General features: G+C 48.3%; 26 protein-coding genes. All 26 read left to right on the forward strand.

Annotated features, from left to right (window positions below; translation table 11 throughout):
- Nucleotide 1 precedes the first annotated feature (1 nt).
- The 26 genes from D328_RS0106370 (at nucleotide 2) to D328_RS0106505 (ending at nucleotide 26,237) form a co-directional block, all read left to right on the forward strand.
- A complete protein-coding gene (locus tag D328_RS0106370; protein WP_018884138.1) occupies nucleotides 2–841 on the forward strand; it encodes a carbohydrate ABC transporter permease in 840 nt (279 codons plus the stop codon).
- Between the two features lie 95 nt (nucleotides 842–936).
- The gene (locus D328_RS0106375; protein WP_231505519.1) at nucleotides 937–2,148 is read left to right on the forward strand and encodes an ABC transporter substrate-binding protein; all 1,212 of its coding nucleotides are present in this window, start codon (nucleotides 937–939) and stop codon (nucleotides 2,146–2,148) included.
- Nucleotides 2,149–2,451: 303 nt separating this feature from the next.
- Complete coding sequence (upp, locus tag D328_RS0106380) at nucleotides 2,452–3,081, forward strand: uracil phosphoribosyltransferase (protein ID WP_018884140.1); 630 nt, start codon at nucleotides 2,452–2,454, stop codon at nucleotides 3,079–3,081.
- 150 nt (nucleotides 3,082–3,231) lie between these two features.
- The gene (wecB, locus tag D328_RS0106390) at nucleotides 3,232–4,386 is read left to right on the forward strand and encodes a non-hydrolyzing UDP-N-acetylglucosamine 2-epimerase (RefSeq protein WP_018884142.1); all 1,155 of its coding nucleotides are present in this window, start codon (nucleotides 3,232–3,234) and stop codon (nucleotides 4,384–4,386) included.
- A gap of 186 nt (nucleotides 4,387–4,572) precedes the next feature.
- Nucleotides 4,573–4,815 (forward strand): AtpZ/AtpI family protein, encoded by a 243-nt coding sequence (locus D328_RS0106395; protein WP_018884143.1) that lies wholly within the window; start codon nucleotides 4,573–4,575, stop codon nucleotides 4,813–4,815.
- A complete protein-coding gene (locus tag D328_RS0106400; protein WP_026281033.1) occupies nucleotides 4,808–5,200 on the forward strand; it encodes an ATP synthase subunit I in 393 nt (130 codons plus the stop codon). Before D328_RS0106395 ends, D328_RS0106400 begins: the two co-directional genes overlap by 8 nt.
- An 18-nt stretch (nucleotides 5,201–5,218) precedes the next feature.
- Nucleotides 5,219–6,028, forward strand: a complete 810-nt coding sequence (gene atpB / locus D328_RS0106405; protein ID WP_018884145.1) for a F0F1 ATP synthase subunit A — start codon at nucleotides 5,219–5,221, stop codon at nucleotides 6,026–6,028.
- An 88-nt stretch (nucleotides 6,029–6,116) separates the two neighbouring features.
- The gene (gene atpE / locus D328_RS0106410) at nucleotides 6,117–6,341 is read left to right on the forward strand and encodes a F0F1 ATP synthase subunit C (protein ID WP_018884146.1); all 225 of its coding nucleotides are present in this window, start codon (nucleotides 6,117–6,119) and stop codon (nucleotides 6,339–6,341) included.
- Between the two features lie 111 nt (nucleotides 6,342–6,452).
- Complete coding sequence (gene atpF, locus D328_RS0106415; protein ID WP_018884147.1) at nucleotides 6,453–6,941, forward strand: F0F1 ATP synthase subunit B; 489 nt, start codon at nucleotides 6,453–6,455, stop codon at nucleotides 6,939–6,941.
- A complete protein-coding gene (locus tag D328_RS0106420; protein ID WP_018884148.1) occupies nucleotides 6,938–7,483 on the forward strand; it encodes a F0F1 ATP synthase subunit delta in 546 nt (181 codons plus the stop codon). The genes atpF and D328_RS0106420 overlap by 4 nt, the downstream gene beginning before the upstream one ends.
- A 19-nt stretch (nucleotides 7,484–7,502) precedes the next feature.
- Nucleotides 7,503–9,017 (forward strand): F0F1 ATP synthase subunit alpha, encoded by a 1,515-nt coding sequence (atpA, locus tag D328_RS0106425; RefSeq protein ID WP_018884149.1) that lies wholly within the window; start codon nucleotides 7,503–7,505, stop codon nucleotides 9,015–9,017.
- Between the two features lie 328 nt (nucleotides 9,018–9,345).
- Nucleotides 9,346–10,212: an ATP synthase F1 subunit gamma gene (atpG, locus tag D328_RS0106430; protein ID WP_018884150.1), complete on the forward strand. Its 867-nt coding sequence runs from the start codon at nucleotides 9,346–9,348 to the stop codon at nucleotides 10,210–10,212.
- 162 nt (nucleotides 10,213–10,374) lie between these two features.
- Entirely contained in the window at nucleotides 10,375–11,775 is a 1,401-nt protein-coding gene (atpD, locus tag D328_RS0106435; RefSeq protein WP_018884151.1) for a F0F1 ATP synthase subunit beta, read from the forward strand.
- Between the two features lie 66 nt (nucleotides 11,776–11,841).
- Nucleotides 11,842–12,249, forward strand: coding sequence for a F0F1 ATP synthase subunit epsilon (locus tag D328_RS0106440; RefSeq protein ID WP_018884152.1), 408 nt, complete (start codon nucleotides 11,842–11,844; stop codon nucleotides 12,247–12,249).
- A gap of 356 nt (nucleotides 12,250–12,605) precedes the next feature.
- The gene (locus D328_RS0106445) at nucleotides 12,606–12,863 is read left to right on the forward strand and encodes a DUF1146 family protein (protein WP_018884153.1); all 258 of its coding nucleotides are present in this window, start codon (nucleotides 12,606–12,608) and stop codon (nucleotides 12,861–12,863) included.
- Nucleotides 12,864–13,089: 226 nt separating this feature from the next.
- A complete protein-coding gene (gene murA / locus D328_RS0106450; protein ID WP_018884154.1) occupies nucleotides 13,090–14,433 on the forward strand; it encodes a UDP-N-acetylglucosamine 1-carboxyvinyltransferase in 1,344 nt (447 codons plus the stop codon).
- 250 nt (nucleotides 14,434–14,683) lie between these two features.
- A complete protein-coding gene (gene spoIID / locus D328_RS0106455) occupies nucleotides 14,684–15,799 on the forward strand; it encodes a stage II sporulation protein D (RefSeq protein ID WP_025681506.1) in 1,116 nt (371 codons plus the stop codon).
- Between the two features lie 72 nt (nucleotides 15,800–15,871).
- Nucleotides 15,872–16,600, forward strand: a complete 729-nt coding sequence (locus tag D328_RS0106460) for a M23 family metallopeptidase (protein WP_025681505.1) — start codon at nucleotides 15,872–15,874, stop codon at nucleotides 16,598–16,600.
- Nucleotides 16,601–16,885: 285 nt separating this feature from the next.
- Nucleotides 16,886–17,173: a sporulation transcriptional regulator SpoIIID gene (gene spoIIID / locus D328_RS0106465; protein ID WP_018884157.1), complete on the forward strand. Its 288-nt coding sequence runs from the start codon at nucleotides 16,886–16,888 to the stop codon at nucleotides 17,171–17,173.
- A gap of 175 nt (nucleotides 17,174–17,348) precedes the next feature.
- Nucleotides 17,349–18,347 (forward strand): rod shape-determining protein, encoded by a 999-nt coding sequence (gene mreB / locus D328_RS0106470; RefSeq protein WP_018884158.1) that lies wholly within the window; start codon nucleotides 17,349–17,351, stop codon nucleotides 18,345–18,347.
- Between the two features lie 93 nt (nucleotides 18,348–18,440).
- Entirely contained in the window at nucleotides 18,441–19,322 is an 882-nt protein-coding gene (locus D328_RS0106475) for a flagellar hook-basal body protein (protein WP_026281034.1), read from the forward strand.
- 13 nt (nucleotides 19,323–19,335) lie between these two features.
- Nucleotides 19,336–20,163: a flagellar hook-basal body protein gene (locus D328_RS0106480; RefSeq protein ID WP_018884160.1), complete on the forward strand. Its 828-nt coding sequence runs from the start codon at nucleotides 19,336–19,338 to the stop codon at nucleotides 20,161–20,163.
- A gap of 6 nt (nucleotides 20,164–20,169) precedes the next feature.
- Nucleotides 20,170–20,376 carry a DNA-directed RNA polymerase subunit beta gene (locus D328_RS0106485; protein WP_018884161.1) on the forward strand — a complete coding sequence of 69 codons (207 nt, stop codon included), beginning with the start codon at nucleotides 20,170–20,172 and terminating at the stop codon, nucleotides 20,374–20,376.
- A 191-nt stretch (nucleotides 20,377–20,567) separates the two neighbouring features.
- Nucleotides 20,568–23,579: an S-layer homology domain-containing protein gene (locus D328_RS30175; protein WP_081625227.1), complete on the forward strand. Its 3,012-nt coding sequence runs from the start codon at nucleotides 20,568–20,570 to the stop codon at nucleotides 23,577–23,579.
- A 408-nt stretch (nucleotides 23,580–23,987) separates the two neighbouring features.
- Nucleotides 23,988–24,434 (forward strand): 3-hydroxyacyl-ACP dehydratase FabZ, encoded by a 447-nt coding sequence (gene fabZ, locus D328_RS0106500; protein ID WP_018884164.1) that lies wholly within the window; start codon nucleotides 23,988–23,990, stop codon nucleotides 24,432–24,434.
- A gap of 84 nt (nucleotides 24,435–24,518) precedes the next feature.
- Nucleotides 24,519–26,237, forward strand: a complete 1,719-nt coding sequence (locus tag D328_RS0106505) for a phospho-sugar mutase (protein ID WP_018884165.1) — start codon at nucleotides 24,519–24,521, stop codon at nucleotides 26,235–26,237.
- Nucleotides 26,238–26,288: the final 51 nt, after the last annotated feature.

The raw sequence follows: 26,288 nt of genomic DNA on the forward strand, positions 1-26,288 counted from the left end.
GATGGAGCATACATCAAGCAAGTATCGTTTAAGCACATTTGCCGCTGAATTGATTCTGATCCTGATTGCATTGATCTTCCTGATCCCTTTCTATTTTCTGCTGGTGAATTCGGTGAAGCCGTTCGGGGAGATATTGTCTGATGCAGCCTCCTGGCCTGCCTCCTTCCAATGGAGCAATTATGTGCAGGCTTGGCGGGCCATAGAGTTTCCAAAAGCTTTTATGAACTCGCTCATCGTAACACTTGTCAGTAATGTGCTGCTGCTGCTGATCAGTTCGATGGCTGCTTATCAGATGGTCAGACACGATACGGTATTTAACCGCATATTATTCGTGATTCTGGTGGCGGCCATGGTCGTACCGTTCCAGTCTATTATGCTGCCGCTGATGGAAGTGACGAATGTGCTGGGCCTTAATAACAGCCTGCTGGGCTTGATTATCTGTTATCTGGGCTTCGGTACATCCTTGTCCGTGTTCCTGTTTCATGGCTTCATCAAGTCCGTTCCACTGGAGATTGAACAGGCGGCTCGCGTGGATGGCACTTCCCGCTACGGTGTATTCTTCCGTATCGTCTGTCCGTTGCTACAGCCAATGTTCGTGACCGTACTCATCCTTAATACGCTCTGGATCTGGAATGACTATTTGATGCCTTCGCTGATTCTGTCTGACCCGGATCTGAATACAATTCCGATTGCAACCTATATGCTGTTCGGTCAATTTACCAAGCAGTGGGATCTGGCCTTGCCCGCACTTGTGCTCGGGATTGCTCCTGTCGTTATCTTCTTTCTGTCGATGCAAAAATATATCGTATCCGGCATTGCAGCCGGTGCGGTAAAGGGTTAAGGGGTGAGAGCATGCTTGGACGCCGAAGATTCAGTCGCATATTCAGTCGAAAATCCATAAGCTTCCCCCTCCTGCTTGTCCTTGTACTGTTGCTTATGACTAGCTGCAGCAATGGAGCACAGGAAAGTACGGATTCCAAGACGATTCACATCTACCAGTTCAAGGTCGAGATCTCTGAGCCGCTGAAGGCGATGGTAGCCGAGTACGAGAAGGAGCACCCTGGCATTAAGGTCGAGGTGCTGTCTGTGGGAGGCGGTATGGATTACGCAGCTTCTTTGAAGGCAAAGTTCTCATCTGGTGATGAGCCTGATATCTTTACCAATGAAGGGTATCAGGATATGGAGACGTGGTTCGAATATCTTGAGGATTTATCCGACCAGCCATGGGTGAATGAGCTTGATGATTTCGCGAAGCGGCCCATGACGAAGGATGGCAAGCTATATGGGCAGCCGATGAATCTGGAAGGATTCGGCTTCATTTATAATAGGGACCTGTTCGAGCAGGCAGGGATTACGGATCTCCCACAGACCTTAACGGAGTTGAGGCAGGTAGCACAGCGTCTGGAGGAGCAAGGAATCATTCCATTTGCCAATGCTTATCAAGAATATTGGGTGCTTGGCAATCATTTGGCGAACATTCCATTCTCCAGACAGGAGGAGCCTGAGCGATTCATTGAAGAGCTTGATGCCCAGACGAACCGCATCCCAGGAAATCCGGTGTTCGACGACTGGGTACAGCTGATGGACCTGATGCTGGAGTATAGTAATCCCTATCCACTGACGACCGATTACAATACACAGGTGACGCTGTTCGCAACGGGGCAGGCGGCGATGATGCCACAAGGGAACTGGACCCAGCCTCAGATTGACGGGATTAATCCGGATCTCAACATCGGCATTCTACCGACACCGGTCAATGATGATCCTGCATTAGCTGATTACCTGGCCGTCGGCGTTCCAGCGAATTGGGTGGTCAACAAGAACTCACCAGTGAAGGAAGAGGCCAAAGATTTTCTGAATTGGATGGTCACCTCAGACACGGGGAAAAGATACATCACAGAGGAGTTCAAATTCGTACCTGCCTTCCAGAGCATCAAGACCAGCCCGGACATCGTAGGTGACCTCGGTGCCGAGATTATTCGCCGCGTAGAGGAAGACAAGGTGCTAAGCTGGAACTTCTCACGTTTTCCCAAAGGCTTGAATCATGATCTTAGCAGTATTATGCAGGCCTATATCGCAGGCGCGATCACCAAAGAAGATATGATGCAGCAATTCCAAGAGGCATGGGATAATCTGAAATTCAGATAGTCAGATGAGGGAGTCTTCGTCCGAAAGGCGAGGGCTCTTTCATTTCTCTAATTCGTTACCACAGGCAGGTGTTAAAAGCGGCAAGGAATGATATAATATACGAGATTTGTGGATCGATAGCACCTATAGTTGGGCAATGAAAGAATATAGACCCTCACTGCATTATACGATTGCTTAGAATTTGAAATAATAATGAACGTATAGTGGAGTACATGCGATTACAGCAAGCTGCAATCACCTGTGGTCTATACGCGAGACTACAGTGTGCTAAGGAAATGAAGTAGGATACCGGAGGGACTTAATATGGGTAAACTGGTGATATGCGATCACCCATTAATTCAACACAAGCTGACCTTCATTCGTGATGTGCGCACGAATACAAAAGACTTTCGTGAATTGGTCGATGAAGTAGCGACGCTGATGGCTTATGAGATTACACGTGACATTCCACTGGAGAGCATTGTGGTACAGACCCCTGTGGCAGAGACGGAAGGCAAAGTCATTTCCGGGCGTATGCTCGGTCTGATTCCGATCCTGCGAGCAGGACTAGGGATGCTGGATGGCGTAGTGAAGCTGCTCCCTGCGGCCAAGGTAGGTCATGTCGGGCTGTTCCGTGATCCGGAGACACTTCAGCCTGTTGAATATTATACGAAGCTGCCGACCGATGTAACTGAGCGTGAGTTGATTGTCATCGACCCGATGCTCGCTACGGGAGGCTCAGCAATTGCAGCGATTGATGTGCTCAAGAAGCGTGGCTGCACGCAGATTAAAATGATGAACCTGATTGCAGCTCCCGAAGGCGTCAAAGCCGTTCAGGATGCACACCCTGATGTGGACATCTATGTAGCTGCACTGGACGAGCGTCTGGACAGTCATGGATATATTATTCCTGGACTGGGAGATGCCGGAGACCGACTCTACGGTACCAAGTAAAGCCAGCAAGCAGGAAGTTTGCAGTTGGGTTGGGAAGTATTCATAATGTAATTCATGGAAGTATCTATTATAAGCAGATGATTTGGCCCCGGACACATGAGCATACCATTGTTACCGGGGCCATGCTTTAATGTGAAAAGGAGCTTAATCATGTCCAAGATTAAAGTAATGACGATTTTTGGAGTACGGCCAGAAGCGATCAAGATGGCCCCGCTTATTCTGGAGCTGGAGCGCCATCCCGAGCATATTGAATCCATCGTGTGCGTAACTGCTCAGCATCGTCAAATGCTGGATCAGGTGCTGGAGGTATTCAACATCCACCCGGATTACGATCTGGATGTTATGAAGGACCGGCAGACCTTGAACGAAATCTCCATTAGAGTGCTGCAGGGTCTGGAGCCTGTGCTTCGGAAAGCCAAGCCAGATATCGTACTGGTGCATGGAGATACGCTTACGACGTTCTTAGCTAGTTATGCGGCCTTTATGCAGCAGATTCAGGTCGGCCATGTCGAAGCAGGGCTACGGACCTGGAATAAGCTCTCTCCATACCCAGAGGAGATGAATCGTCAGCTGACGGGCGTGTTATCGGATCTACACTTTTCTCCTACGGATTTGTCAGCAGGGAACCTTCGGAAGGAGAATAAACTGGAAGAAAATATCTACGTAACTGGAAATACAGTTACGGATGTTTTCCAGTATACTGTGCGTGAGGACTATACGCATCCGGTGCTTGAATGGGCACAAGGCAAGCGTCTGATTCTCATGACCGCGCATCGTCGCGAATCACAGGGAGAGCCACATCGCAACATTTTCCGGGCTGTGAAGCGCATTGCGGATGAGTTCGAGGATGTAGCTATTGTCTATCCGGTCCATCCAAGCCCTGCTGTGAAGGAGCCTGCATTCGAGATCCTTGGGAACCACCCACGTATTCGCCTGATTGATCCATTGGATGTAGTGGATCTGCACAATTTCTATCCGCATACTCATTTGATTCTGACAGACTCTGGCGGATTACAGGAAGAAGCGCCTTCCTATGGTGTGCCTGTACTGGTATTGCGAGATACAACTGAGCGTCCAGAGGGGATTGAGGCCGGTACGCTTGAGCTTGTTGGGACTGACGAAGAGAAAGTCTATACGCGTGCACGTGCTCTCCTGACGGACAAAGGGTTATATGAAACGATGAGCAAGGCTGCAAATCCATACGGAGACGGAAAAGCTTCGGTTAGAATTGTCAATGCGATTCTTCACCATTTCGGAGTCAAAGCGGAGCGTCCGGAAGAGTTTCACAGAATGTTCACAAAGTAGTTGTATTCGATATTATACAAGCCGTACAGTTAGCATACAGTTCAACTGTACGGTTTGTAAGGAATTTTGCCCTTTTTAGGGGGAGTTTCCACCCGTTTTTTTCCCACTGGAAAGCCATTAGCATTCAATTGACAAAGTGTCTTATATTTAAGTAAAATGGACTGGAATTACAGGGGTGACACGAAAATGGTCAAGCAAGCCAAGCCCAAGGACTCGGGAAATGTTTGGAAGGCCGCTAGCGTGGTCAGTGTTCTTGGCGTGAATCTAGTCGTATGTGTGTATGGCGGATTTCTCATCGGAAACTGGCTCGGGAATCGTTTCGGACATCTTGGGATTTGGATTGCCGTAAGCGTTATCGTAGGCTTGGTTGCAGGTATCTCAAATGTCGCTCTTGTCATAAGAAAGGTACTGAGGGACAATAATGAGTGAGACAAATCGATTTCAAAGAGCGCTTTGGGTGGTCGCATTGTTCTTTATTGCGCTTTGTTTCCTTGTATCAGCACTAATGCCCCACCACCGTGATGTTGGTCACGGACTAGTCTTAGGAACTATTGTAAGCTGTCTAAATGTGTTTCATATGTCTTTCAAGACACGAAAGGTTCTGGATGCTGCAGCAGGTGAATCACGCAAAAAGGTATTTGGGACCGGGTTTATTTTTCGAGCCGCAACCTCCATACTGGCCATGGTGCTGGCATTGGAATTTCCGTGGTATTTTAACGAAATTGCCGTAGCGGCAAGCCTTGTGTCCGGGCATCTTGCATTGCTGGTGATTGCCATCATCTTCTCTCTGAGAGAAGACCAGAAGCACCACTGAGAAAGGAGGGAGAAAAACATGCACGAATCACCGATCATTGAGCTTGGAGGATTACATATCGACTTGTCGATTGTATTGATGCTCATTGTTACCAGTACGATTGTATTTGTCCTTGCCCTCCTTGCAACTCGCAATTTGTCTGTAGAGAATCCAGGGAAATTGCAAAATTTCATGGAATGGGTCGTAGAATTCGTTCAAGGCCTGATTTCCAGTACAATGGATCTCAAGAAAGGTAGACCGTTCCTGTCCCTGGGGATGACGCTCATTATGTTCATCTTCGTCGGGAATATGCTGGGCTTGCCCTTCGGGATCGTAACCTCGTATGACTCGGCTGAAGCGGCTACTATTTTCAGTAAGCCACTGCTGAGCGTTCAGGAGGTGTTCCACTCTGCGGCACCAGGCTCACACCCACATGCAGCTGTAGCATGGTGGAAGTCACCAACAGCTGACTTGAGCGTAACCCTGGGACTGGCTCTAATCGTCTTTGCCATCGTTCACTTTATGGGGATGACACGCAATACCAAGGCATACTTTAAGCACTATGTGCAGCCATTTCCGCTGTTCCTGCCGATTAACCTGATTGAGAACATTTCCAAGCCACTAACACATGGTATTCGTCTTTATGCGAATATTTTCGCAGGGGAGGTACTGATCTCTGTTATCCTGCAAATGTCGGCTCTGGGTATCGGCGGATATATCGCTTCAGTAGCCGGATTGATTGCATGGCAAGGCTTCAGTATTTTCATTGGCTCGATTCAGGCGTTTGTCTTTACAATTCTGACCTTTGTGTATCTGTCGCAAACGATTGATACGCATGAGGATCACTAGGTTTCAACGTTAAGTATTGAAGCTAGCTTCACACTTAACTGTATATAATTAATTTTAAAATACACGTATTTGAGGGAGGATTTTTTCAATGGGAGTTTGGGCATTATTGGCAGCAGCTATCGTAGTAGGTCTGGGTGCGCTTGGAGCATCCATCGGTAACGGTCTGATCATCAGTAAAACAGTTGAAGGTATCGCTCGTCAGCCGGAAGCTAAGTCTTCCCTGCAAACGGTAATGTTCATCGGCGTTGGTCTGGTTGAGGTACTGCCTTTGATCGGTGTAGTACTCGCGTTCATTTTCTACGCAGCAGCTTAATTCATGATATATAAGGTTTGGCGGGGAAGGCACAGCCATCCGCGCCTTCTTTGTTGGATATCATCAATGAGAATTATGGAATAGGCGTTCACCGGAAAGGAGTGACTTCAATTGCATTTTGAATGGACATCCCTCGTGCTTGCTCTGATTGCCTTCGGGATTTTATATTGGTTGCTTGACCGTTATGCATTTGGACCGCTGTTCTCCATCATGGAGAAACGGCGTGAACTGGTTCAGCGTCAAATGAAGGAAGCGGCAGAAACACGTGAGCAAGCTACGGCTTATGTAGAGGAGCAAAAACAAGCACTGCAACAGGCTCGTCAGGAAGCTTATGAAATCTTGGAGCAATCCAAGCAGACAGGTACGAGACAGGCAGAGCAAATCATTGGCGAAGCTCGTGAAGAAGCTACTCGTCTGAAGGACGAAGCTGTTCGCGATATCGAGAATGAGCGTAACAAAGCAGTGGCCACTCTGCGTAATGAAGTGGGCAGAGCCTCTGTACAGATTGCTTCCAAGCTGATTCAAAAAGAAGTGAATGAGAGCCAAGTTCAAGAAGAGCTTGTGGACAAATACCTTAAAGAGGTAGGAGGCAGAGCATGAACCGTGACTCAGTAGTTGCTAAGCGGTATGCTAAAGCCTTGTACGAAGTAGCAGAGCAGCAAGGCCGGGTCATCGAAACGGAAGACGAACTTAGAGCTTTCGTAAAAGCTGTCTCGGGCGACAAGCAAATACTGAGCTTCATCAATTCTCCCAACATTACTGAAGCGGTCAAGCTGCAAGTGCTGGCTGAGAGCTTTCAGGGCAAGTTGTCGGCTCCTGTGATCAATACGATCAAGCTGTTGGTGGGTCGGGGCAGAGCCAATCTGTTCGAAGAACTCCTGCAGGGCTATCTGGAGACTGAGGGAGAGAAGCTTGGACTAGCTGACGCTACGGTCTATTCTGCATATGCACTCAATGATGCGGAGAAGGCGGAAGTATCCGCTCTGTTCGGAGCCCGTGTGAACAAGAAGATTCGTGTGGAAAATGTAGTCGATCCAGAGGTGCTTGGTGGTCTGAAGGTCGTCATCGGGGATACGTTGTTTGATGGCAGTCTGGCAGGCAAGCTGGAGCGTCTTGAGAAATCTTTTAACAGACGAGTATAGAAGATAGGGGTGAACCTAGTTGAGTATCAGACCTGAAGAGATCAGTACATTGATCAAGAGTCAGATTGAACAATATAAGACGGATATTGAAGTGGTTGAGGTCGGTACAGTCGTAGAGGTCGGCGACGGGATCGCCCGCGTATACGGACTGGAAAATGTTATGTCCGGAGAGCTCGTTGAGTTCGACAACGGCGTACTGGGCTTGGCCCTTAACGTAGAAGAGAGCAACGTAGGTGTCGTTATTCTCGGAGAATTCATTGACATTCGTGAAGGCGGCCAGGTGAAACGTACAGGCCAGATCATGCAGGTGCCAGTAGGCGAAGCATTGATCGGTCGCGTCGTGAATCCACTGGGTCAGCCAGTAGACGGTAAAGGACCTATCGCAACTACGGAATTCCGTCCAGTTGAGAACCAGGCTCCTGGTGTTATGGCTCGTAAATCCGTACATGAGCCGATGCAAACAGGAATTAAAGCGATTGACGCGATGGTTCCAATCGGTCGTGGTCAGCGTGAGCTCATTATCGGTGACCGTCAGACTGGTAAGACATCTGTTGCAATCGATGCAATCCTGAACCAAAAAGGCAGTGGCATGAAGTGTATCTATGTAGCGATTGGTCAAAAGCAATCCACAGTTGCACAAGTAGTGGAGACACTGCGTCGCAACGGTGCACTGGAATACACAATCGTTGTAACGGCATCAGCTTCTGAGCCGTCTCCATTGCTCTACATTGCACCATATGCTGGCGCAGCTATGGGTGAGTACTTCATGTACAAGGGCGAGCACGTCCTGATCGTATATGATGACCTGACCAAGCAGGCTTCTGCATATCGTGAGCTGTCCCTGTTGCTTCGTCGCCCACCAGGTCGGGAAGCTTATCCGGGGGATGTATTCTACCTTCACTCTCGTTTGCTAGAGCGTGCAGCGAAGTTGAACGATGAGCTTGGCGGTGGCTCCATGACGGCGTTGCCGTTCATTGAGACGCAAGCTTCTGACGTATCAGCTTACATTCCTACGAACGTAATCTCCATCACGGATGGTCAAATATTCCTGGAGTCTGAGTTGTTCTATTCCGGTCAACGTCCGGCGATCAACGTGGGTATTTCCGTATCCCGTGTCGGTGGCTCCGCTCAGATCAAAGCCATGAAGAAGGTAGCAGGCTCCCTGCGTCTGGATCTGGCTCAATATCGTGAGCTTCAAGCGTTCTCCCAGTTCGGCTCCGATCTGGATAAGTCCACCAAGGCCCGTCTGGACCGAGGTGCACGCATGATGGAAATTCTGAAGCAAGGTGTTAACCAACCACTGGCGGTTGAGCTTCAGGTTGTCAGTCTCTATACAGCAGTAAAAGGATATCTCGATGACATCCCTGTAGCGGATGTTAGAAGATTCGAGAAGGAATTCCTGTTGTTCATGCAATCCTCTCATGATGCAATTCTTCAATCCATTCGTGATACGAAGGATCTTGTTGCAGATAACGAAGCTGCATTGAAGGCTGCTATTGAGCAGTTCAAAAAATCGTTTGCCACTTCGGTCTAATCATTATCATTGAACCATGGCTGCGTTAGATCATTGCTCTAATGAATACGCTCTGGGTGTACTCCGGAGCTGTAAATAGCTTGAGTAAGCTCCGATTCGACTGGAGTGCGAATCGACAGCATACAATACTGCTTTGACGGAATCATCACCTGGATATATGAATCCGAGAGAGTGCATGACTTCGTCAAAGCATAGCGAGTCTTTACGAAGTGACTTTGACTCCGTCAAAGCCTAGTAGATGCTTACGAGTAACTTTGACTCCGTCAAAGTTTAGCAAGATGCTTACGAAGTAGCTTTGACTTCGTCAAAGCTTGAAGGTGGTGAAATCATGGCAAAAGGTATGCGCGAGATTAAACGCCAGATCAAGAGTGTTCAGAATACGAAGCAGATCACCAAGGCAATGGAGATGGTAGCAGCTGCCAAGCTCAGAAGAGCGCAAGAGAAGGCAGATGCGGCACGTCCTTATGCTGAGAAGCTAAAAGAAGTAGTTGAAAGTATCGCGACTGGACAGAATGATGTGCAGCATCCGATGCTGCAGAGCAGACCTGTCAAGAAATCAGCTTATCTGGTGATTACTTCGGATGCTGGCCTCACAGGTGGCTATAACGCCAATATCCTGCGCCAAGTCACAACTACGCTGGCTGAACGTCATCAGTCCAAGGACGAATACGAGCTGTTCGTGATCGGACGTAAAGGAAGAGACTTCTTTACCAGACGTGGTCAAGTGCTGCAGGATGTCGTTACAGACCTGTCTGACTCTCCAGTGTTCGCAGATATTAAGGCGATTGCCCACAAAGCGGTTCATGGCTTCGAGCTGAGTCAATATGATGAGCTATATGTATGCTATAACCGTTTTGTTAATGCATTGACCCAAATTCCTACTGTAGAACGTCTTCTGCCAATGGCAACTCCAGAAGCTACCCAGTCAGCTGAGCGAATAGATTATGAGTATGAGCCTTCTGCTGCTGGCGTGCTTGAGGTACTGTTGCCTCGTTATGCAGAGACGCTGATTTATGGTGCTTTGCTGGAAGGTAAAGCTAGTGAATTAGGTGCGAAGATGACTGCAATGGGCTCCGCAACGAAGAATGCAACCAAAATGATTAATGAATTGTCACTTACCTATAACCGTGCCCGTCAGGCGGCGATTACGCAAGAAATTACGGAGATCGTGGCTGGGGCTAACGCACAGGTATAACATTCAGGCGAATGAGCGTCTGGTCTAGCCGTAATTATGATTGCGGATAATCCTGAATGCTACGCGCTAAGGTATATAAAATGACGGCTTAACGGCGCAAAAAACAAAGGTAACAGTAGCGGGATTTGCAGCTGTGCAAGCATGTAGGAGGGAAACAGGAAGATGAACAAAGGACGTGTTGTGAGCATCATGGGTCCGGTAGTCGACGTTGAATTCGAACGTGGTCACCTTCCAGAAATTCTTAATGCAATCACGATCCAAGCAGAGATAGAGGGCGGTCGCAAGGTTGATCTGACCCTGGAAGCTTCCAAGCATTTGGGTGATAATCGCGTACGTTGTATCGCGATGTCATCTACGGATGGTCTCGTGCGCGGATTAGATGCAGTCGATACGGGGGCGCCAATTGCGGTGCCTGTTGGTGAAGTAACTCTTGGACGTGTATTTAACGTACTGGGTGCACCAATTGATGAAGCGGGAGATCTATCCGATGCGACCCGTAATCCGATCCACCGCAAAGCACCTTCATTTGATGAACTGACTACCCAGGCAGAAATGCTGGAGACAGGTATCAAGGTTATTGACCTGCTGGCTCCTTACGCAAAGGGTGGTAAGGTTGGTCTCTTCGGTGGTGCGGGTGTAGGTAAGACGGTTACCATTCAGGAGCTTATCAACAACATCGCACAGGAGCACGGTGGTATTTCTGTATTTGCAGGTGTGGGCGAGCGGACTCGTGAAGGTAATGACCTGTATCATGAAATGAAGGATTCCGGTGTAATTAACAAGACAGCGATGGTATTCGGACAAATGAACGAGCCTCCAGGCGCTCGTCTCCGTGTAGCGTTGACTGGTCTGACGATGGCGGAGTACTTCCGTGATCAAGAAGGCCGTGACGTATTGCTGTTTATTGATAACATCTTCCGTTTCACCCAAGCGGGCTCCGAGGTATCTGCCCTTCTTGGACGTATGCCATCGGCGGTAGGTTACCAGCCAACTCTGGCAACGGAGATGGGACAATTGCAAGAGCGGATCACTTCCACGAAAAAAGGTTCCGTTACTTCCATTCAGGCGATTTACGTGCCTGCGGATGACTATACTGACCCGGCTCCGGCTACGACATTTGCTCACTTGGATGCAACGACCAACTTGGAGCGTAAAATCTCCGAGATGGGTATCTACCCTGCGGTAGATCCACTCGCATCCAGCTCCCGGATTCTGGCACCAGAGGTTGTTGGTGAAGAGCATTACAATGTAGCTCAAGGCGTCAAGCAGATTCTGGCCCGTTATAACGAGCTTCAAGATATTATCGCAATCCTTGGTATGGATGAGCTGAGTGAAGAGGATAAAATGCTGGTAGCACGTGCACGTAAAATTCAGCGTTTCCTGTCCCAGCCATTCCACGTTGCAGAAGCATTCAACGGCATTCCGGGTAAATATGTTCCGGTTAAGGAAACGGTGCGCAGCTTCAAGGAAATTCTTGAGGGCAAGCATGACAATCTGCCGGAGGCGGCATTCCTGTTTGTCGGAACTATTGAAGAAGCAGTCGAGAAGGCCAAGCATCTGTAATGGTGCTTAACCGCACATAGCCTTTAGGTGGGCTGTCTTGCGGACAGCTGTTCAGGAGGGATGGAAGTGAGCACCTTTTTGTTGGAGATTGTAACTCCGGACCGGCAAGTCTATTCCGAGCAAGTGAATGGCTTGAGTGTAAGAGGCGTAGAAGGTGATCTGGGAATATTGCCAGGACACATTCCAATGGTTACTCCACTGCAGATCGCCCCTATGCGTATTAAGACCGGAGGCAATACAGAGGTTATTGCTGTGAACGGCGGATTTGTTGAGGTACGTAAGGAGAAGGTCATCGTTCTGGCTGAAAGTGCAGAGCGAGCTGAAGATATTGATGTGGAGCGTGCTCGTGCCGCAAGAGAGCGTGCAGAGCTGCGTGTCCAAAGCAACCGCACTGACATCGATCATCTGCGTGCAGAGATTGCACTGCAAAAGGCTTTGAACCGTCTGAACGTCTCAGGAGGCGCCAAGAAATAGGTATTTTGAATCAGTTCTCAAAAAAAGCCCGGCAGATGTGACTGTCGGGCTTTTTGATGCATAGGATAGTGCATACCCACTCGGATGTGGAAGTAAGGCGATTATAGGAATCATATTGTCCCGTTTTGGTGAATACTACCAGGAACAAACAGAATTTGTCGAAAAAAAGCAGTTCTTTATGAATTAGGACTAGATTGTTATGCGTTTGCCAAGTATTATAGAGTAGTCAATTAAGCAGGCAAGCAATGTTTAATCTCATTTTGCTGCCCGCTATATATAACAAGAATTAAAAATACAGTATTTATGCAGAGCGCTCCTGTTCATTACAGAAGAGTCTGCGTTACGGGGGTTGAACTATGAGTGATGAGTTGACCCGGCAGCTGAGTCAGGCTGCAAGCGCCAATGGCTTAATATCCATGCTGATTTCTCTTTTATGTATCGGTCTGTCATGGTGGGCGCTCCAGAACTTCAAGCTGGATCTACTGATCAGACACCCTAAGGGACCGCAGGGCAGATTGCTGCATCTATTGTTTGCGATCGTGCTTGGACGCTTCGTGGCTGGTTTCATTTTGGATTACATGTCCTGGAGCCAGATGCTGCGTCATTTGTTTTAAGGGTATACCCTTTGGTTAATCACTTGTAGGCCGGAAGACAGGGATTGTCGAACGCTGACTGGTTCTGAAGGGTAAGCCATCAAAAAACGCTTGAATCCAAGTTTTAAACGATGATATGATGCAAGTTAGTGAGTTCACAATGAAACGCCCGTGATGGGCACGAAAATAGCGGATTACGTTCTTTTTCGGACCGAAAAGGAACACGAACGCGCGGAGGGAAATCATAATGAGCAAATTTATCGTCCGCGGTGGCAACCGATTGGTCGGAACAGTGAAGGTAAGCGGGGCTAAAAATTCCGTTCTTCCGATTATCGCAGCTTCTCTGCTGGGAGAAGAAGGAGAGAGTGTCATTATCGATGCGCCTCCCCTAGATGATGTGATGACGATTAATAAAGTATTGGAATCTCTGGGTGCGAGCGTTACATACCAGAATGAGACCATTCGTGTAGATGCAAAGTCCATTACCTCTTGTGAAGCCCCTTATGAATGGGTCCGTAAAATGCGGGCATCGTTTTTGGTTATGGGGCCTTTGCTTGCGCGTATGGGACATACACGTATCTCGTTGCCAGGCGGCTGCGCCATCGGTACTCGTCCGATTGATCAGCATCTGAAGGGATTTGAAGCGCTTGGCGCCGAGATCAGCATGGGCCAGGGCTATGTAGAGGCTCGTAGTGCAGGACGTCTGCGTGGAGCCAAAATCTATCTGGATGTGGCTAGCGTAGGAGCAACCGAGAACATCATGATGGCAGCGGTGCTCGCCGAAGGTACTACGATCATTGAGAATGCTGCCAAGGAACCGGAAATTGTGGATCTGGCTAACTATCTGAACGGCATGGGCGCCAAGGTTCGTGGGGCGGGTACCGGCATGATCCGCATTGAAGGTGTGGAGAAAATGCATGGCACTCGGCATGTTGTCATTCCGGACCGTATTGAAGCGGGGACCTACATGGCAGCCGCGGCCATTACAGGTGGAGATGTCTATGTAGAAGGCGCAATCTCCGACCATCTGGGCCCAGTCATTGCGAAGCTTGAGGAAATGGGTGTCACGATCCAACCGGATGAGAACGGTATTCGCGTCATCAGCGACAAGCCGCTAAAGGCCGTGGATATCAAGACTCTTCCATACCCTGGCTTCCCAACCGACATGCAGTCCCAGATGATGGCATTGCAGTTGGTGGCCAAGGGCACAAGTGTCATCACGGAGACGGTCTTTGAGAACCGTTTCATGCATGTGGATGAATTCCATCTTATGAATGCAGAGATTAAGGTTGAGGGCAGAACATCCATTATTACGGGTGAGGCTCAGCTGACAGGCGCGAAAGTATGTGCGACGGACCTGCGGGCAGGAGCAGCTTTAATTCTTGCTGGTCTGGTTGCAGAAGGCACAACTGAGGTGTCTGGTGTGCATCATATCGATCGTGGATATGTACATTTGGCCGAGAAGCTCTCCAAGCTCGGAGCGGATATCTATCGTGTAGTAGTTGAAGAGACCAAGAACGAGCCTGCTGCTGAGAGCCTGCTGAAGGAAGAAACCTCTCCTATTTTCAAAGTACAACCTACATTAGCTTAATCAACAGTAACCTGTTTTCACAAGGTTGCACATATAGCCATGGTGCTTACCACTGGCTACGGTCGTCCATCGCATTTGCGGTGGGCGATTTTTTGTTTGTACGTCAACATCGTTGGCCCCGATACTACCTTCGATTCTCTCAAGCAGGCTCTATTTAAGAGTTCTATTTGCTAGATGGTCTTCATAAGATTCAGTATCCGGCAATGCAAGATAGCTGGAGCTTAATCATGGTATGGAGGCTGCACAATATATGAAAGAATATCGAGGCAACACTCGCTGGACTCCGTCGAAGCCCCCTGGACAGGCTGTTCGCCCATGGCTCCCATTAACTGGCGCAGCTGTCTTCTTCGCTTTGGTTCTGGTGATTCCGACGGTGCTAGTTGGCCCTGGGCATGAATGGCCAAATCCACCAGCTACGGATCAGTCGTCAGCTTCCTCTGAAGCTGGTAGACATCCAGTAGGAACGCAGAGTACAGCGTCTCAGGACATTCAAGTGACGGTGCTACTTAGCGCGTCAGGCACTACCGAAACCGTCCTATTAGAAGACTATGTGGCTGGGGTGGTAGCTGCCGAGATGCCAGCTTCGTTTGAAACGGAGGCACTCAAGGCCCAAGCCATTGCTGCACGAACCTTTATCGTAAGGCGTCTGTCCGCACAAGACCGTAGCGGTTCACCTGGTGCAGATGTGACGGATACCATTCAGCATCAGGTCTATCTTTCAGCAGAAGTCCTGAAGAAGGACTGGGAGAATGCTGGAAAAGCGGAAGCTCTCGCAAAAATTCGAAAAGCGGTACAAGACACTAGAGATATTATTATGGTATACGGTGGACGACCGATTACGGCTTCGTTTTTTTCAACAAGCAACGGATACACAGAGAACTCTGAGGATGTGTGGCAAGCCAGAGTACCCTATCTGCGTAGTGTCCCGAGCCCATGGGATCAGAAGATTGCACCTGGTTATCGGAAGACGGTCAGGTTTACAAGGGACGAGCTGATTCAGAAGCTTAACCTCCCGCGAAAGGCCATCGCCACGCTTTCGTCGAACAAGAGTCTCCCGGAAATGCGCACATTATCGAAGACAGCCGGGCATCGCATTGAGAAAATTCGTATAGGAGACGAGGTCTATTCCGGAGTGGAGGTTCGTAGTAGACTAGGACTCCGATCCAGCGAATTTACATGGCAGGAAGACTCGCAGGGCGTTACCATCACTACCTTTGGAAATGGGCATGGAGTGGGGATGAGTCAATGGGGAGCGAATGGCATGGCCAAAGAGGGCTATACGACGACGAAGATTCTTCAACACTACTACACGGGAATCTCCTTCGCTAAGGCTTCGAAACTGTTAACAACCAGGCAGGAAGGATAAATTTTCAAATTTTCTGAGTTTACGAGTATAAAAGAGTTGCACCCGGTAACACTTGTTACTGAGGTGATAATCATGAATGAAGAAAACAAAAACCAGAATCATGAAGACTCTTCCAAAACAAAAATGGGAGAACAAGGCGCACAGTCGTCTTCATGGAGGAAGCTGTTGTCTAAAAGGTGGGTCTATCCTGCAGCCTACATTGCCGCAGCAGCCATTATATTAACTCTCGTGTGGGTCTATCAGGATGGCAGCAAGACACCTCTTCAGCAAGACCCGACCGAAGCACAGCAAGTCTCAGTTGGCGAAGACGTTGGTATGACAGGAGAGCAGGATAGCATGGAAGTCGTCGCTCAGTCGGAGAATATGGTATGGCCTGTAGCGAATGCTACAGAGGTACAAGTCGTGAAGCCGTTTTTTGACACCAATGCCAGTGAAGAAGAACAAGCCTCTGCGATGGTAGAGTATGACCAGACCTTCACAGCTAACACAGGAATTGATCTGGCTCGTGCGGATGATCAGGTATTTGATATCCAGGCAGCTATGAGCGGAAAAGTAACTCGGGTAGAGCAGCATCCACTTATGGGCAGTATTGTGGAGATTACGCATGACAACAATCTCAAGACGGTATACCAAAGCCTTGATCATGTGAAGGTCAAGGAGGGCGATGCCGTCAAGCAACAGGATGTAATTGCGGTAGCTGGACGTAGCGAAATGGAGAAGGATCTCAAGAATCACCTTCATTTCGAGGTTATCCAGGATGGTCAGCCAGTAAATCCAGTGACAGTTCTGCCGAAGCAATAAGCTTTCTAAGCTTGTCCATCAACAAAGTGATATAAATCAATCGCAAGGCCGTATGAAGCGTCATGCATTACCATATCTACGTTCATGCAGGAAAGTCCCCTCACCATGCACACATGATGGTGAGGGGCTTTTTTTTGGAAATGTATAAGTATTCATCACTGTGTTCCTTGATGCTATTCGCAAAATAAAAGAGCCTCCCGATGCTTGTCACACCGCCAAAGCAAGAATATCTAGGCACGCCACTCATATAATGTACCAAACTATCCACAGTAGGGAGGCGGGAGCGTGCACGATTACATCAAGGAACGGACCATCAAGATCGGTCGCTGTATCGTGGAAACAAGGCATACGGTCCGAACCATCGCCAAGGAATTCGGTGTCTCAAAGAGCACGGTGCATAAGGACCTGACGGAGCGGCTACCTGAAATTAATCCGGACCTAGCGGATCAGGTGAAGCATATTCTCGAATATCATAAATCGATCCGCCATCTGCGGGGAGGAGAGGCGACCAAGATTAAATACAAAAAAACGAGCAGTAAGAAAAGAGACGTGCTGGTGTCAGCCAAATCCTGAAATAATTGAGTGAATTGATAAGGTATAGCTGACAAATCCATTGAATACTTCCCCTGAAGTATGATATGTTAAAAGATGGTACAAGATCGAATTATGACATGTAATACTCGTTTAATACATACAATTGCCGTTTCTTGTCGACATTTTTTAAAATATTACTTTGGGGGCTCTTTATATGATTAGCAAGGACATCGGAATCGATCTCGGCACGGCCAACGTGCTTATACACGTGAAAGGAAAGGGGGTCGTACTTGACGAACCCTCTGTCGTGACGATTGAAAGTGATACCAAGAGGGTCCTTGCTGTCGGTGAAGAAGCCCGGCGGATGGTAGGACGGACACCTGGTAATATCGTAGCGATTCGACCGCTGCGTGATGGTGTTATCGCTGATTTTGAGATTACGGAGGCCATGCTCAAGTACTTTATCAGCCGCGTAGGCGGCAAGAGCTGGTACAGTCATCCGCGCATCTTGATCTGTGCGCCGACGAATATCACTTCTGTTGAGCAGAAGGCGATTCGTCAAGCAGCGGAGCGGAGCGGAGCCAGAGAGGTATTTCTCGAGGAGGAGCCGAAGGCAGCTGCGATTGGCGCAGGTATGGACATTTTTGAGCCTAGCGGCAACATGGTGGTGGACATCGGTGGCGGAACAACAGATGTAGCGGTATTATCTATGGGCGACATCGTGACAGCCTCATCGATCAAGATGGCAGGGGACAAGTTCGATGAAGCCATTATGAAGTCCATCAAAACGAAGTACAAGCTCCTGATTGGGGAGCGCACCTCGGAGGATATCAAGATCGCTATTGGGACAGTGCACCCGCAAGGTAAGCAAGCTGAGATGGATATTCGTGGACGTGACATGGTGACAGGTCTTCCGAAGACCATCACCATCACAGCGGAGGAAGTACAAGATGCTCTGACAGATCCGGTGACGGCTATTGTAGCTGCAGCAAAATCGGTACTGGAGCGGACACCTCCTGAGCTGTCTGCTGATATTATAGATCGTGGCGTAATTCTGACAGGTGGGGGAGCATTGCTTAACGGCTTGGACGAGCTATTGGCTCAAGAGCTGCGCGTACCCGTACTTGTCGCAGAGGACCCAATGCATTGTGTCGTTAAGGGAACTGGAATTATGCTGAATAATCTTGATCAAGTGGTTAAGAAAAAGTTCTGACCTGCCGATAAACAATTGTAGATACATGTGTGACTTTTATCTTTACAAGCGTTGCAAGACGCTTCCACTATAGATTATGCGAGGTGCGCCAGAATGCTAAGAGGATTATACACCGCAACTGCCGGGATGATGACCCAGCAGCGTCGTCATGATACCGTTACGCAGAATATTGCGAATATGAATACTCCCGGATATAAACAGGAATATAGCGTACAACGGGCTTTCCCTGAGGTACTTATTTCCATGATGGGTGGTCATTCCGATAATCCGAACCGTACCATCGGTAGGCTGAATACTGGCGTATTCGCGGAAGAGAGCCTTACCCCGTATGTCGAGGGGATTGTTACAGCAAGCGGACAGGATACGGATTTTGCGTTGGAAGCCAACCTCGAATTGCTGGACCCGACGACGAATGAGCCAATGGCTTTCGACTCCACCGGGAAATTCGTGAATGCAGACGGAGAAGTGACGTACAAGCCACAGGCATTTTTTACCGTCCTTGACGCCAACAACGAATTGCGGTATACCCGAGGGGGGCAATTCAATGTGACTCCAGATGGACAACTGGTAACGTCAACGGGCTTTCGAGTGGCCGATACGAATGGAGAGGCCATTATGGTGACGGGCCCTACCTCGGATTTCAAGGTGAATTCCCGCGGCGAGGTGCTGGATGCGAATGGTCAGCCGACAGAGGTAACACTCGGTATTAGCATTATCGACAGACCTTATCAGCTTGTGAGAGAAGGTAACGGTAATTTCAGGCTGGATGATCGTGACGGAGCTGTGGCACGCTATCTGGGAGAAGAAGATAACGTTCAGCTCAAGCAAGGCTTCGTTGAGAGCTCGAATGTAGATTCCACCCAGTCGATGATTGATATGATGGCTGCAGCGAGAGCGTATGAGGCGAATCAACGTGTTATTCAATTTTACGATAAGAGTCTCGAGAAGGCCGTCAATGACGTAGGTCGTGTATAAAGGGAGGTAGACGATGAATAACTCCATGATTGGCGCAATGGTAACGATGTCCAGCGCACAGCAAAGACTCGATATGATTGCGAACAACGTAGCAAATGTGAATACAGTAGGCTTCAAGAAGGACGAGGGTAGCTTTGAAGACGTATTGTCCCGTGTTCAGCAGCAGCCCGAGACATACCGTCAGACGGGGCGCGCAATGCCTCTTGGCTACAACCTCGGCTTTGGCGTGAAGATGGCAGCTACGACCAAGGATCTGGAGCAAGGTAGCATGCTGGAAACAGGTAATCCGACGGATCTTGCGATTGTGGGAAATGGATTATTTGCCATTGATGCCAATGGTGAGAAGGCGTGGACACGTAACGGTGGCTTCAGCTTTGTACCTGATCCGGCGAATCCCCAAGGCAACGAAGTGCTGCTCGTAACCGCCGATGGACATCGTGTACTGGATCGTACCGGTAATGAGATCACTGCTCCGGTTGGCTCCAAGGTGGCTATTGATGAGCAAGGACGAGTGATTATACGGATCGAAGGCGAAGACGATTATTCCCTTCAGGAAATTCAGTTCGTGAACGTGCAACGTTTTCAGGGACTTGAGCTGCGAGACGGTAATATGTTCGTGCTGGGTGCCGGTATAACGGAGGATGACGTATTTGGAGCTGAAGCAGCCGGTACGATCCCTGAAAATGCAAAAATCCGTCAAGGCGTGCTGGAGCAATCCAACGTCAATCTGACGGAGGAAATGACAACAATGCTTCAGACACAGCGTATGTATCAGATGGCTTCACGAGCTCTTACCTCCAGTGACACTATGATGGGCTTGGCGAACAGCCTGCGGGCTTAGGCTGGTATGATGACAGAAGAGGTTAAACAACCTGCACCGGTAAAGGCTTCGGGCTGGAGATTCCTGCGGCTACTGATTATACCACTGCTCCTAGTGATCGCTTTAGCTGGAGGTATGGTTACAGGATATGTGGTCTTAGGCAAGCAGGAGCTGGCAGAGGTGCTCGATCTGAACACCTGGAAGCATGTATTTGATTTGGTATTTGCGCCTTAGATGTAGCACGCTGTAATGCTCTAATTTAATATACTTATTTTCAAATGAGGACTTCCTTTGGTAGGATCGATTAGTTTTGCATATTCGATCAACAGAAGGGAGTCTTTCTTTGAATATATGCATCCTATATTCTGGATTCGGTGTTATAATGAGGATGTTTTGTTTTGAAGATTGAAAGGGGATAGTACTACATGAATAGAAAAATATCTTTAGTAATGGCGATGGTGCTTCTACTTCACCTTGTGCTGAATCTGGGGATTTCAGGCCGAGCGCTGGCGGCTGGGGAGGCACCGACCGTCGTTGAACAGACACCAGTTAGCAACAGTATAACTGGTACAGTTATAGACTTCACAATGACCTTCGATCAACCTATTATGAAGCAATCAACAGGTAGGGTGTATGTAAAGAGGGCTTCAGATGATTTCGTGGTATTCGATGAGCGTGTTAATAGCGCCAAACTTTATCTTTCGTCTGATAAGATGCGAGTGATATGGGGCGTAGAAGGACTGGAATATGGCCAGAAATATTATGTGCTGATCACTGATAATGCCTTCAAAAATAATAAAGGAAATTTTTATGAGGGGATTATTGATAAGGAGGCCTGGACATTTACAGTAGAGGGCGCTTCTCCACAAACGATTACCAGTCCTTCAGTAGATGAAGCGACACCGTTGCAGCTAGTAGCGGTTACACCTCCTGACAAGGCCTGGAACATCCCGGTTGATTATCAAATTGCAGTTTACTTTAATGAGAAGATCAATATCGGCGATAAGCAGGGCATTCGTTTGAGGGTGAAAGGCAGCTCCGCAGAGGTAGAGAGTGTGATTGAGACGGTGGGTCAATCCCTGAGGATTACACCCGTACAACCGCTTAACCCGGGAAGTACATATCTGATAACGATCCAATCAGGGGCTGTAATTGATTCCCTGACAGGCGCTAAATACACGGAAACAATTGAAACTGTCTTTGAGACTCAAAGCAACAGCAGTCCAGAGATTCAACAAACGCTCACGAAGCCCGAACTTCAGTCTGTTGATGTTCAGAATAACGTCATTCGACTACGTTATAATGTGCTCCTTGGAGAGCGTGACAATCTTCCTGTATCAGGCTTTAAAGTAATGCTGAAGAAGAGCCGGCTACAGGTATCCAGAGTGTATACAAGCGGAAATGATCTTTATCTAGTGCTACGGGTCAAGCCTTCATCTGACGATGAATTGTCGATATCTTATAACCCCAAGGGCAGTGGTGCCATTGTGGGGACGGGGTACTCGCTTGTCGGGTTCGACAACTATAAAGCAGTGGTTGTAAGTGGAGGCAGTAATTCACCAACATTAAGGCCACAATCCATTTCAGCTGCTGGTGGTGAGGTTATCATTACTTATCCCAACAGATTGAGAGCGGCCGTGTTAAAGCCAGAGCAGTTCACCATTTATGCGAATGGCACCAAGCGTACAGTTACGAAAGCCAAAATTTCAGGGAATCAAATCATCCTGACCTTGTCGGTTCCTGTAGCGGCAAGCACCCACCTGAAGGTGTCCTTCAACAAGGGTTCAGATCCGATAATTGATGTGAACGGTAATGAGATTACGATTTTCGTGGAATATGAGGTGACTGCGGAAAACGCAGTTGTTGCCTCAAGTAACCCGAAACAGCCATCATTTGTTACAGCGAACTCAGGTGCATTGTCCGGAAATGGCGGCTATGTATTGAACATAAATACTGCCAAAGGGGTTAAAGTCAACTCTAGCAGCGGTAACGCGATTACAAGATATATGATTCACAGAGGACAGCTTGAGGAAGCGCTGCGCTTCGTGATCCAAATTCATGAGAACCAGGGAACAAACAAGTCGATCAAGCCATTGATCTTTAACGTGCCTGACACGGAAGGGTCAGCGGAGTTGGTTGTGCCAGTAAGTGCAGTGTACAGGGCTTGGCAGGAAGCAGGTGATGGTGGCAAGCGTTCTGTGTTCGCGGTGCAGTACAAGGGAGCGATGTATGAGATTCCTTTGAAGGAGCTACCTTTTGCAGAGATTGCCAGATCACTTGGGAACGGTGCATTAAGTGTGGACACCTTAGATACACTTTATCTTATTATTCAAATAGAATTTGTATCTCCTGATCAGTTGTCCGTGTCACCTGTAATCAACGGCAGTCAGGCTAAGCTTATGCAAGAGGCAATACAGATCAGAGTCATTGTCATATCGGGGACGGCAAACTCTGGCGAGACAGATGAGTATGGTAAACTGGACGGAGTGGATGTCAATCGTTCCAATTCGATCATCAATTTGTCGCACATTGGAAAAATTTATTTACGTATCATCATCAATTTAGGAAGTGCGGATCAGACAGCACTGGTTCGATATGACACGGTCAATAAAAGGCTGATTCTCTTATCCTCCGGGGCTGCAAAGGCTAATGGCCAGCTTATTCTAATCGGATATGCAGACCCGAATAAATCGGAGGGCTCTGGTGGCAGTGCAAATGCTGGGGGAACTACAGAAGCAGCAGCAGGAGGGCAAGGGTTGATTATTGGTGGGGTGAGCCTAATATCAGGGAACAATGCCTCCACTAATTCCGGATCTAGTAACGGAGCAAGTGGAGGTGTGAGTAGTGCCTCGGGTGGAGAGGCTAGTTCTACTGACTATACGGACACCAGCAAGCACTGGGCCAAGGCAGAGATCGATGCTCTAACCTCAAAAGGTATTATTGGCGCAAGAAGCAGCAATACGAATGCATTTGAGCCTGACCGTAATATTACACGAGCTGAATTTGCAGAATATATTTCTAAGGCATTGAACCTGGCACCTAACTTGGAGGAAGCTAAGATTTATCCTGACGTGAATCAGGATGACCAAGGTGGATATATTGGAGCAGCCAATGAAGCTGGAATTATTACTGGGTATCCTGACGGATTTTTTAGACCAAATCAATTTATCACCCGTGAGGAAATGGCATTAATGATGGTACGTGCCCTTAAATATGGTGAGGTTAATACTTCCTTAACTGCGACACCAGAGCAGGCACTAACGAAATTCCGTGATGCATCGAAAATCCGTTATAAGGAAGCTGTAGCGCAGACTGTCCAAAGTGGAGTAATTCAAGGAATTAATGTCAATACCTTTCAGCCTAAAGGCAATGCGACACGTGCGCAGGCAGTGGTCATGATTAAGCGCGTGCTGGACAGAATAGGAGAGTTGCGCTAAAGGTAATTGGCGTAACAAAGAACCGCCTTGCTTTTTGAAGGCGGTTTTTTCTTGTCTTGTTTAAATAGCTTGTGGTCATAGGAAGTAGAGAAAATGGTGCTTTTGCGGAGTTTTCTTTTTTCACTCGAAAAATGTATAATGATGGGGGACTTTATCGCAAGCAGACAAAAGGGCCTTTTCACGCCCGTTTCCCGTGTGGAAAACGGTGGAAAAAGCCCCTTATCTCAACCTTCACTCCTGCAGAAAGTGTAAGGATAGATATAGTTGTTACCGCTTTAGCTGAATTTTATGCAGTCCATTGGAAAAAGCTAAGTTCTAAATGAAGGTTGCTGAGCAAAGCTTGTGGAAAGCAGGTATGTTCGGCTAAGTATAAGCATTCTATAGATTGGAAGGGGACTTTAACGTATTATGGTGCAACCACAGCAATTGGACGTCAATCAGATTCAGGAGATTATTCCGCATCGGGCACCTTTCTTATTGGTGGACCGCATTATTGAGCTGGAAGAAGGTAAACGGGCAGTAGGCATTAAAAATGTAACGATGAATGAACCGCATTTTATAGGCCATTTTCCCAAATATCCTGTAATGCCTGGCGTTCTTATTACAGAGGCTTTGGCACAGGTCGGAGCAGTTGCTCTGCTGCATTTGGAAGCTAATCGCGGGAAGATCGGCTTCCTGGCAGGGTTGGATGGCTTCCGCTTCCGTGGACAGGTCGTACCTGGTGACACTTTGAAGCTGGAAGTAGAAATCACGAGATCCAAGGGCTCCATAGGGAAAGGAAAGGCGACAGCCTCGGTAGATGGTAAGGTAGTCGCTGAGGGAGAGATCATGTTCGCTTTGTCTGACCCTTTGTAAGGAGATTGCATAAGGAATATCCAACCATCAGCAATACATAGTCATGGTGAGATTAATTCTATTCGTGGGGAAGGGGTATTACACATGGAACAATTAAGCACACAAGCTCAGGAGACGTTGGAGCAATGGCTTCAAGACCCGGTAATCGATGAGGCTACGAAGCAGGAGCTTCGTGAACTGGGTGGTCAGGCCAAGGAATTGGAGGATCGTTTTTATAAAGAGCTGGAATTCGGTACTGGGGGCCTCCGTGGTGTAATCGGTGCAGGTAGCAACCGGATGAATCGTTATGTTATCGGCAGAGCGACGCAAGGATTGGCACGTTATATTCTGGAGCAACACGGAGATCGGGAAGGCAAGCCGTCGGTGGTCATTGCTCATGATTCTCGTCATTTCTCACCTGAATTCTCTTTGGAAGCTGCTCTGGTGCTGGCTGGTAACGGTATCGTCGCTAAGTTATTCCCTTCCCTGCGTTCTACGCCGCAGCTATCCTTCAGTGTCCGGCACCTGCAGGCTACTGGGGGGATCGTCGTGACTGCAAGTCACAACCCGCCCGAGTACAACGGCTATAAAGTCTATAACAGCTCAGGAGGACAGCTTGTTCCTCATGAGGCGGAGCAGGTTATCCAATACATTCGCGAGGTGCCTTCGTTTGCTGACATCCGTAGAATCAGCAAGGAGGAGGCTGAGGCCCAAGGCTTGCTCGTATGGTTGGGAGAGAATGAGGATCAAGCCTTCACAGATACCGTCGCAGAGGTGAGTGTGAATCGTGAACTGATTGCGAACGGCCCAGGCAAGGACTTCAAGCTGGTCTTTACGCCCCTGCACGGTACGGGTAATATCCCGGTTCGCGATGTACTGGCGAAGGTCGGCTTTGAGCAGGTGCATGTCGTTCCAGAGCAGGAGCAGCCAGATGCAGAATTCTCTACGGTGAAGTCTCCAAATCCAGAGGAACGCGATGCGTTCAAGCTGGCTATTGAGCTTGGTACGAAGGTCGGAGCCGATCTGCTCATCGGAACAGATCCTGATGCGGACCGCATGGGTGCCGTGGTGAAGAACAAGCAAGGTGAATACGTAGTGCTCTCAGGGAATCAGTCCGGGGCAATTATGATATACTATTTGCTAAATCAGCTTCAGGAGGCTGGCAAGCTGCCTGCTAATGGAGCCGTCGTCAAAACGATTGTAACCAGTGAAATGGGAGCAGTTATTGCTGAGCATTTTGGAGCCACTGTATTTAATACGCTGACTGGCTTCAAATATATTGGTGAGAAAATGAACGGCTTTGAGCAGAGTGGAGATCATACCTTCTTGTTTGGCTACGAGGAGAGCTATGGTTATCTCGCTGGCAACTATGCACGTGATAAGGACGCGGTACTTGCATCTATGCTGATTGCGGAAGCTGCTGCTTACTATAGTACGCAAGGAAAAACGCTGTACGATGTATTGGAGGAGCTGTATGAGAAGTTCGGCTATTTCCTTGAGAGCTTGGAGTCTCGTACACTTAAAGGCAAGGATGGCGTAGCTCAAATTCAATCCCTTATGACTCAGTGGCGTACAGAATCCATTGCGGAGATTGCTGGGATCAAGGTGAAGGAAGTATTGGATTACTCCAAGGGCTTGAATGGTCTTCCTAAGGAAAATGTACTTAAATTTATGCTGGAGGATGGGTCTTGGTTCTGCTTGCGTCCATCAGGTACCGAGCCGAAGATTAAGGTGTATTTTGCTGTCCGCGGAACATCCATTCCTGATGCGGAGAGCAAGATTGCTTCGCTGGTGCAAGCCGTCATGTCTCGGGTGGATGCTTAAATCATCTTTTTAGCTTCAAGAAAATTTTTAATAATTACATTGTGTTCCGGC

The sequence above is a fragment of the Paenibacillus massiliensis 2301065 = DSM 16942 genome, assembly GCF_000377505.1.
Taxonomy (GTDB): Bacteria; Bacillota; Bacilli; order Paenibacillales; family Paenibacillaceae; genus Paenibacillus; species Paenibacillus massiliensis.

What these genes read in the sequence shown, in the direction of transcription:
- D328_RS0106370 (WP_018884138.1), top strand. Translation starts at nt 2, where the DNA reads ATGGAGCATACATCAAGCAAGTATCGTTTAAGCACATTTGCCGCTGAA.
- D328_RS0106375 (WP_231505519.1), top strand. Translation starts at nt 937, where the DNA reads ATGACTAGCTGCAGCAATGGAGCACAGGAAAGTACGGATTCCAAGACG.
- upp (WP_018884140.1), top strand. Translation starts at nt 2,452, where the DNA reads ATGGGTAAACTGGTGATATGCGATCACCCATTAATTCAACACAAGCTG.
- wecB (WP_018884142.1), top strand. Translation starts at nt 3,232, where the DNA reads ATGTCCAAGATTAAAGTAATGACGATTTTTGGAGTACGGCCAGAAGCG.
- D328_RS0106395 (WP_018884143.1), top strand. Translation starts at nt 4,573, where the DNA reads ATGGTCAAGCAAGCCAAGCCCAAGGACTCGGGAAATGTTTGGAAGGCC.
- D328_RS0106400 (WP_026281033.1), top strand. Translation starts at nt 4,808, where the DNA reads ATGAGTGAGACAAATCGATTTCAAAGAGCGCTTTGGGTGGTCGCATTG.
- atpB (WP_018884145.1), top strand. Translation starts at nt 5,219, where the DNA reads ATGCACGAATCACCGATCATTGAGCTTGGAGGATTACATATCGACTTG.
- atpE (WP_018884146.1), top strand. Translation starts at nt 6,117, where the DNA reads ATGGGAGTTTGGGCATTATTGGCAGCAGCTATCGTAGTAGGTCTGGGT.
- D328_RS0106420 (WP_018884148.1), top strand. Translation starts at nt 6,938, where the DNA reads ATGAACCGTGACTCAGTAGTTGCTAAGCGGTATGCTAAAGCCTTGTAC.
- atpG (WP_018884150.1), top strand. Translation starts at nt 9,346, where the DNA reads ATGGCAAAAGGTATGCGCGAGATTAAACGCCAGATCAAGAGTGTTCAG.
- atpD (WP_018884151.1), top strand. Translation starts at nt 10,375, where the DNA reads ATGAACAAAGGACGTGTTGTGAGCATCATGGGTCCGGTAGTCGACGTT.
- D328_RS0106445 (WP_018884153.1), top strand. Translation starts at nt 12,606, where the DNA reads ATGAGTGATGAGTTGACCCGGCAGCTGAGTCAGGCTGCAAGCGCCAAT.
- murA (WP_018884154.1), top strand. Translation starts at nt 13,090, where the DNA reads ATGAGCAAATTTATCGTCCGCGGTGGCAACCGATTGGTCGGAACAGTG.
- spoIID (WP_025681506.1), top strand. Translation starts at nt 14,684, where the DNA reads ATGAAAGAATATCGAGGCAACACTCGCTGGACTCCGTCGAAGCCCCCT.
- D328_RS0106460 (WP_025681505.1), top strand. Translation starts at nt 15,872, where the DNA reads ATGAATGAAGAAAACAAAAACCAGAATCATGAAGACTCTTCCAAAACA.
- mreB (WP_018884158.1), top strand. Translation starts at nt 17,349, where the DNA reads ATGATTAGCAAGGACATCGGAATCGATCTCGGCACGGCCAACGTGCTT.
- D328_RS0106475 (WP_026281034.1), top strand. Translation starts at nt 18,441, where the DNA reads ATGCTAAGAGGATTATACACCGCAACTGCCGGGATGATGACCCAGCAG.
- D328_RS0106480 (WP_018884160.1), top strand. Translation starts at nt 19,336, where the DNA reads ATGAATAACTCCATGATTGGCGCAATGGTAACGATGTCCAGCGCACAG.
- D328_RS0106485 (WP_018884161.1), top strand. Translation starts at nt 20,170, where the DNA reads ATGATGACAGAAGAGGTTAAACAACCTGCACCGGTAAAGGCTTCGGGC.
- D328_RS30175 (WP_081625227.1), top strand. Translation starts at nt 20,568, where the DNA reads ATGAATAGAAAAATATCTTTAGTAATGGCGATGGTGCTTCTACTTCAC.
- fabZ (WP_018884164.1), top strand. Translation starts at nt 23,988, where the DNA reads ATGGTGCAACCACAGCAATTGGACGTCAATCAGATTCAGGAGATTATT.
- D328_RS0106505 (WP_018884165.1), top strand. Translation starts at nt 24,519, where the DNA reads ATGGAACAATTAAGCACACAAGCTCAGGAGACGTTGGAGCAATGGCTT.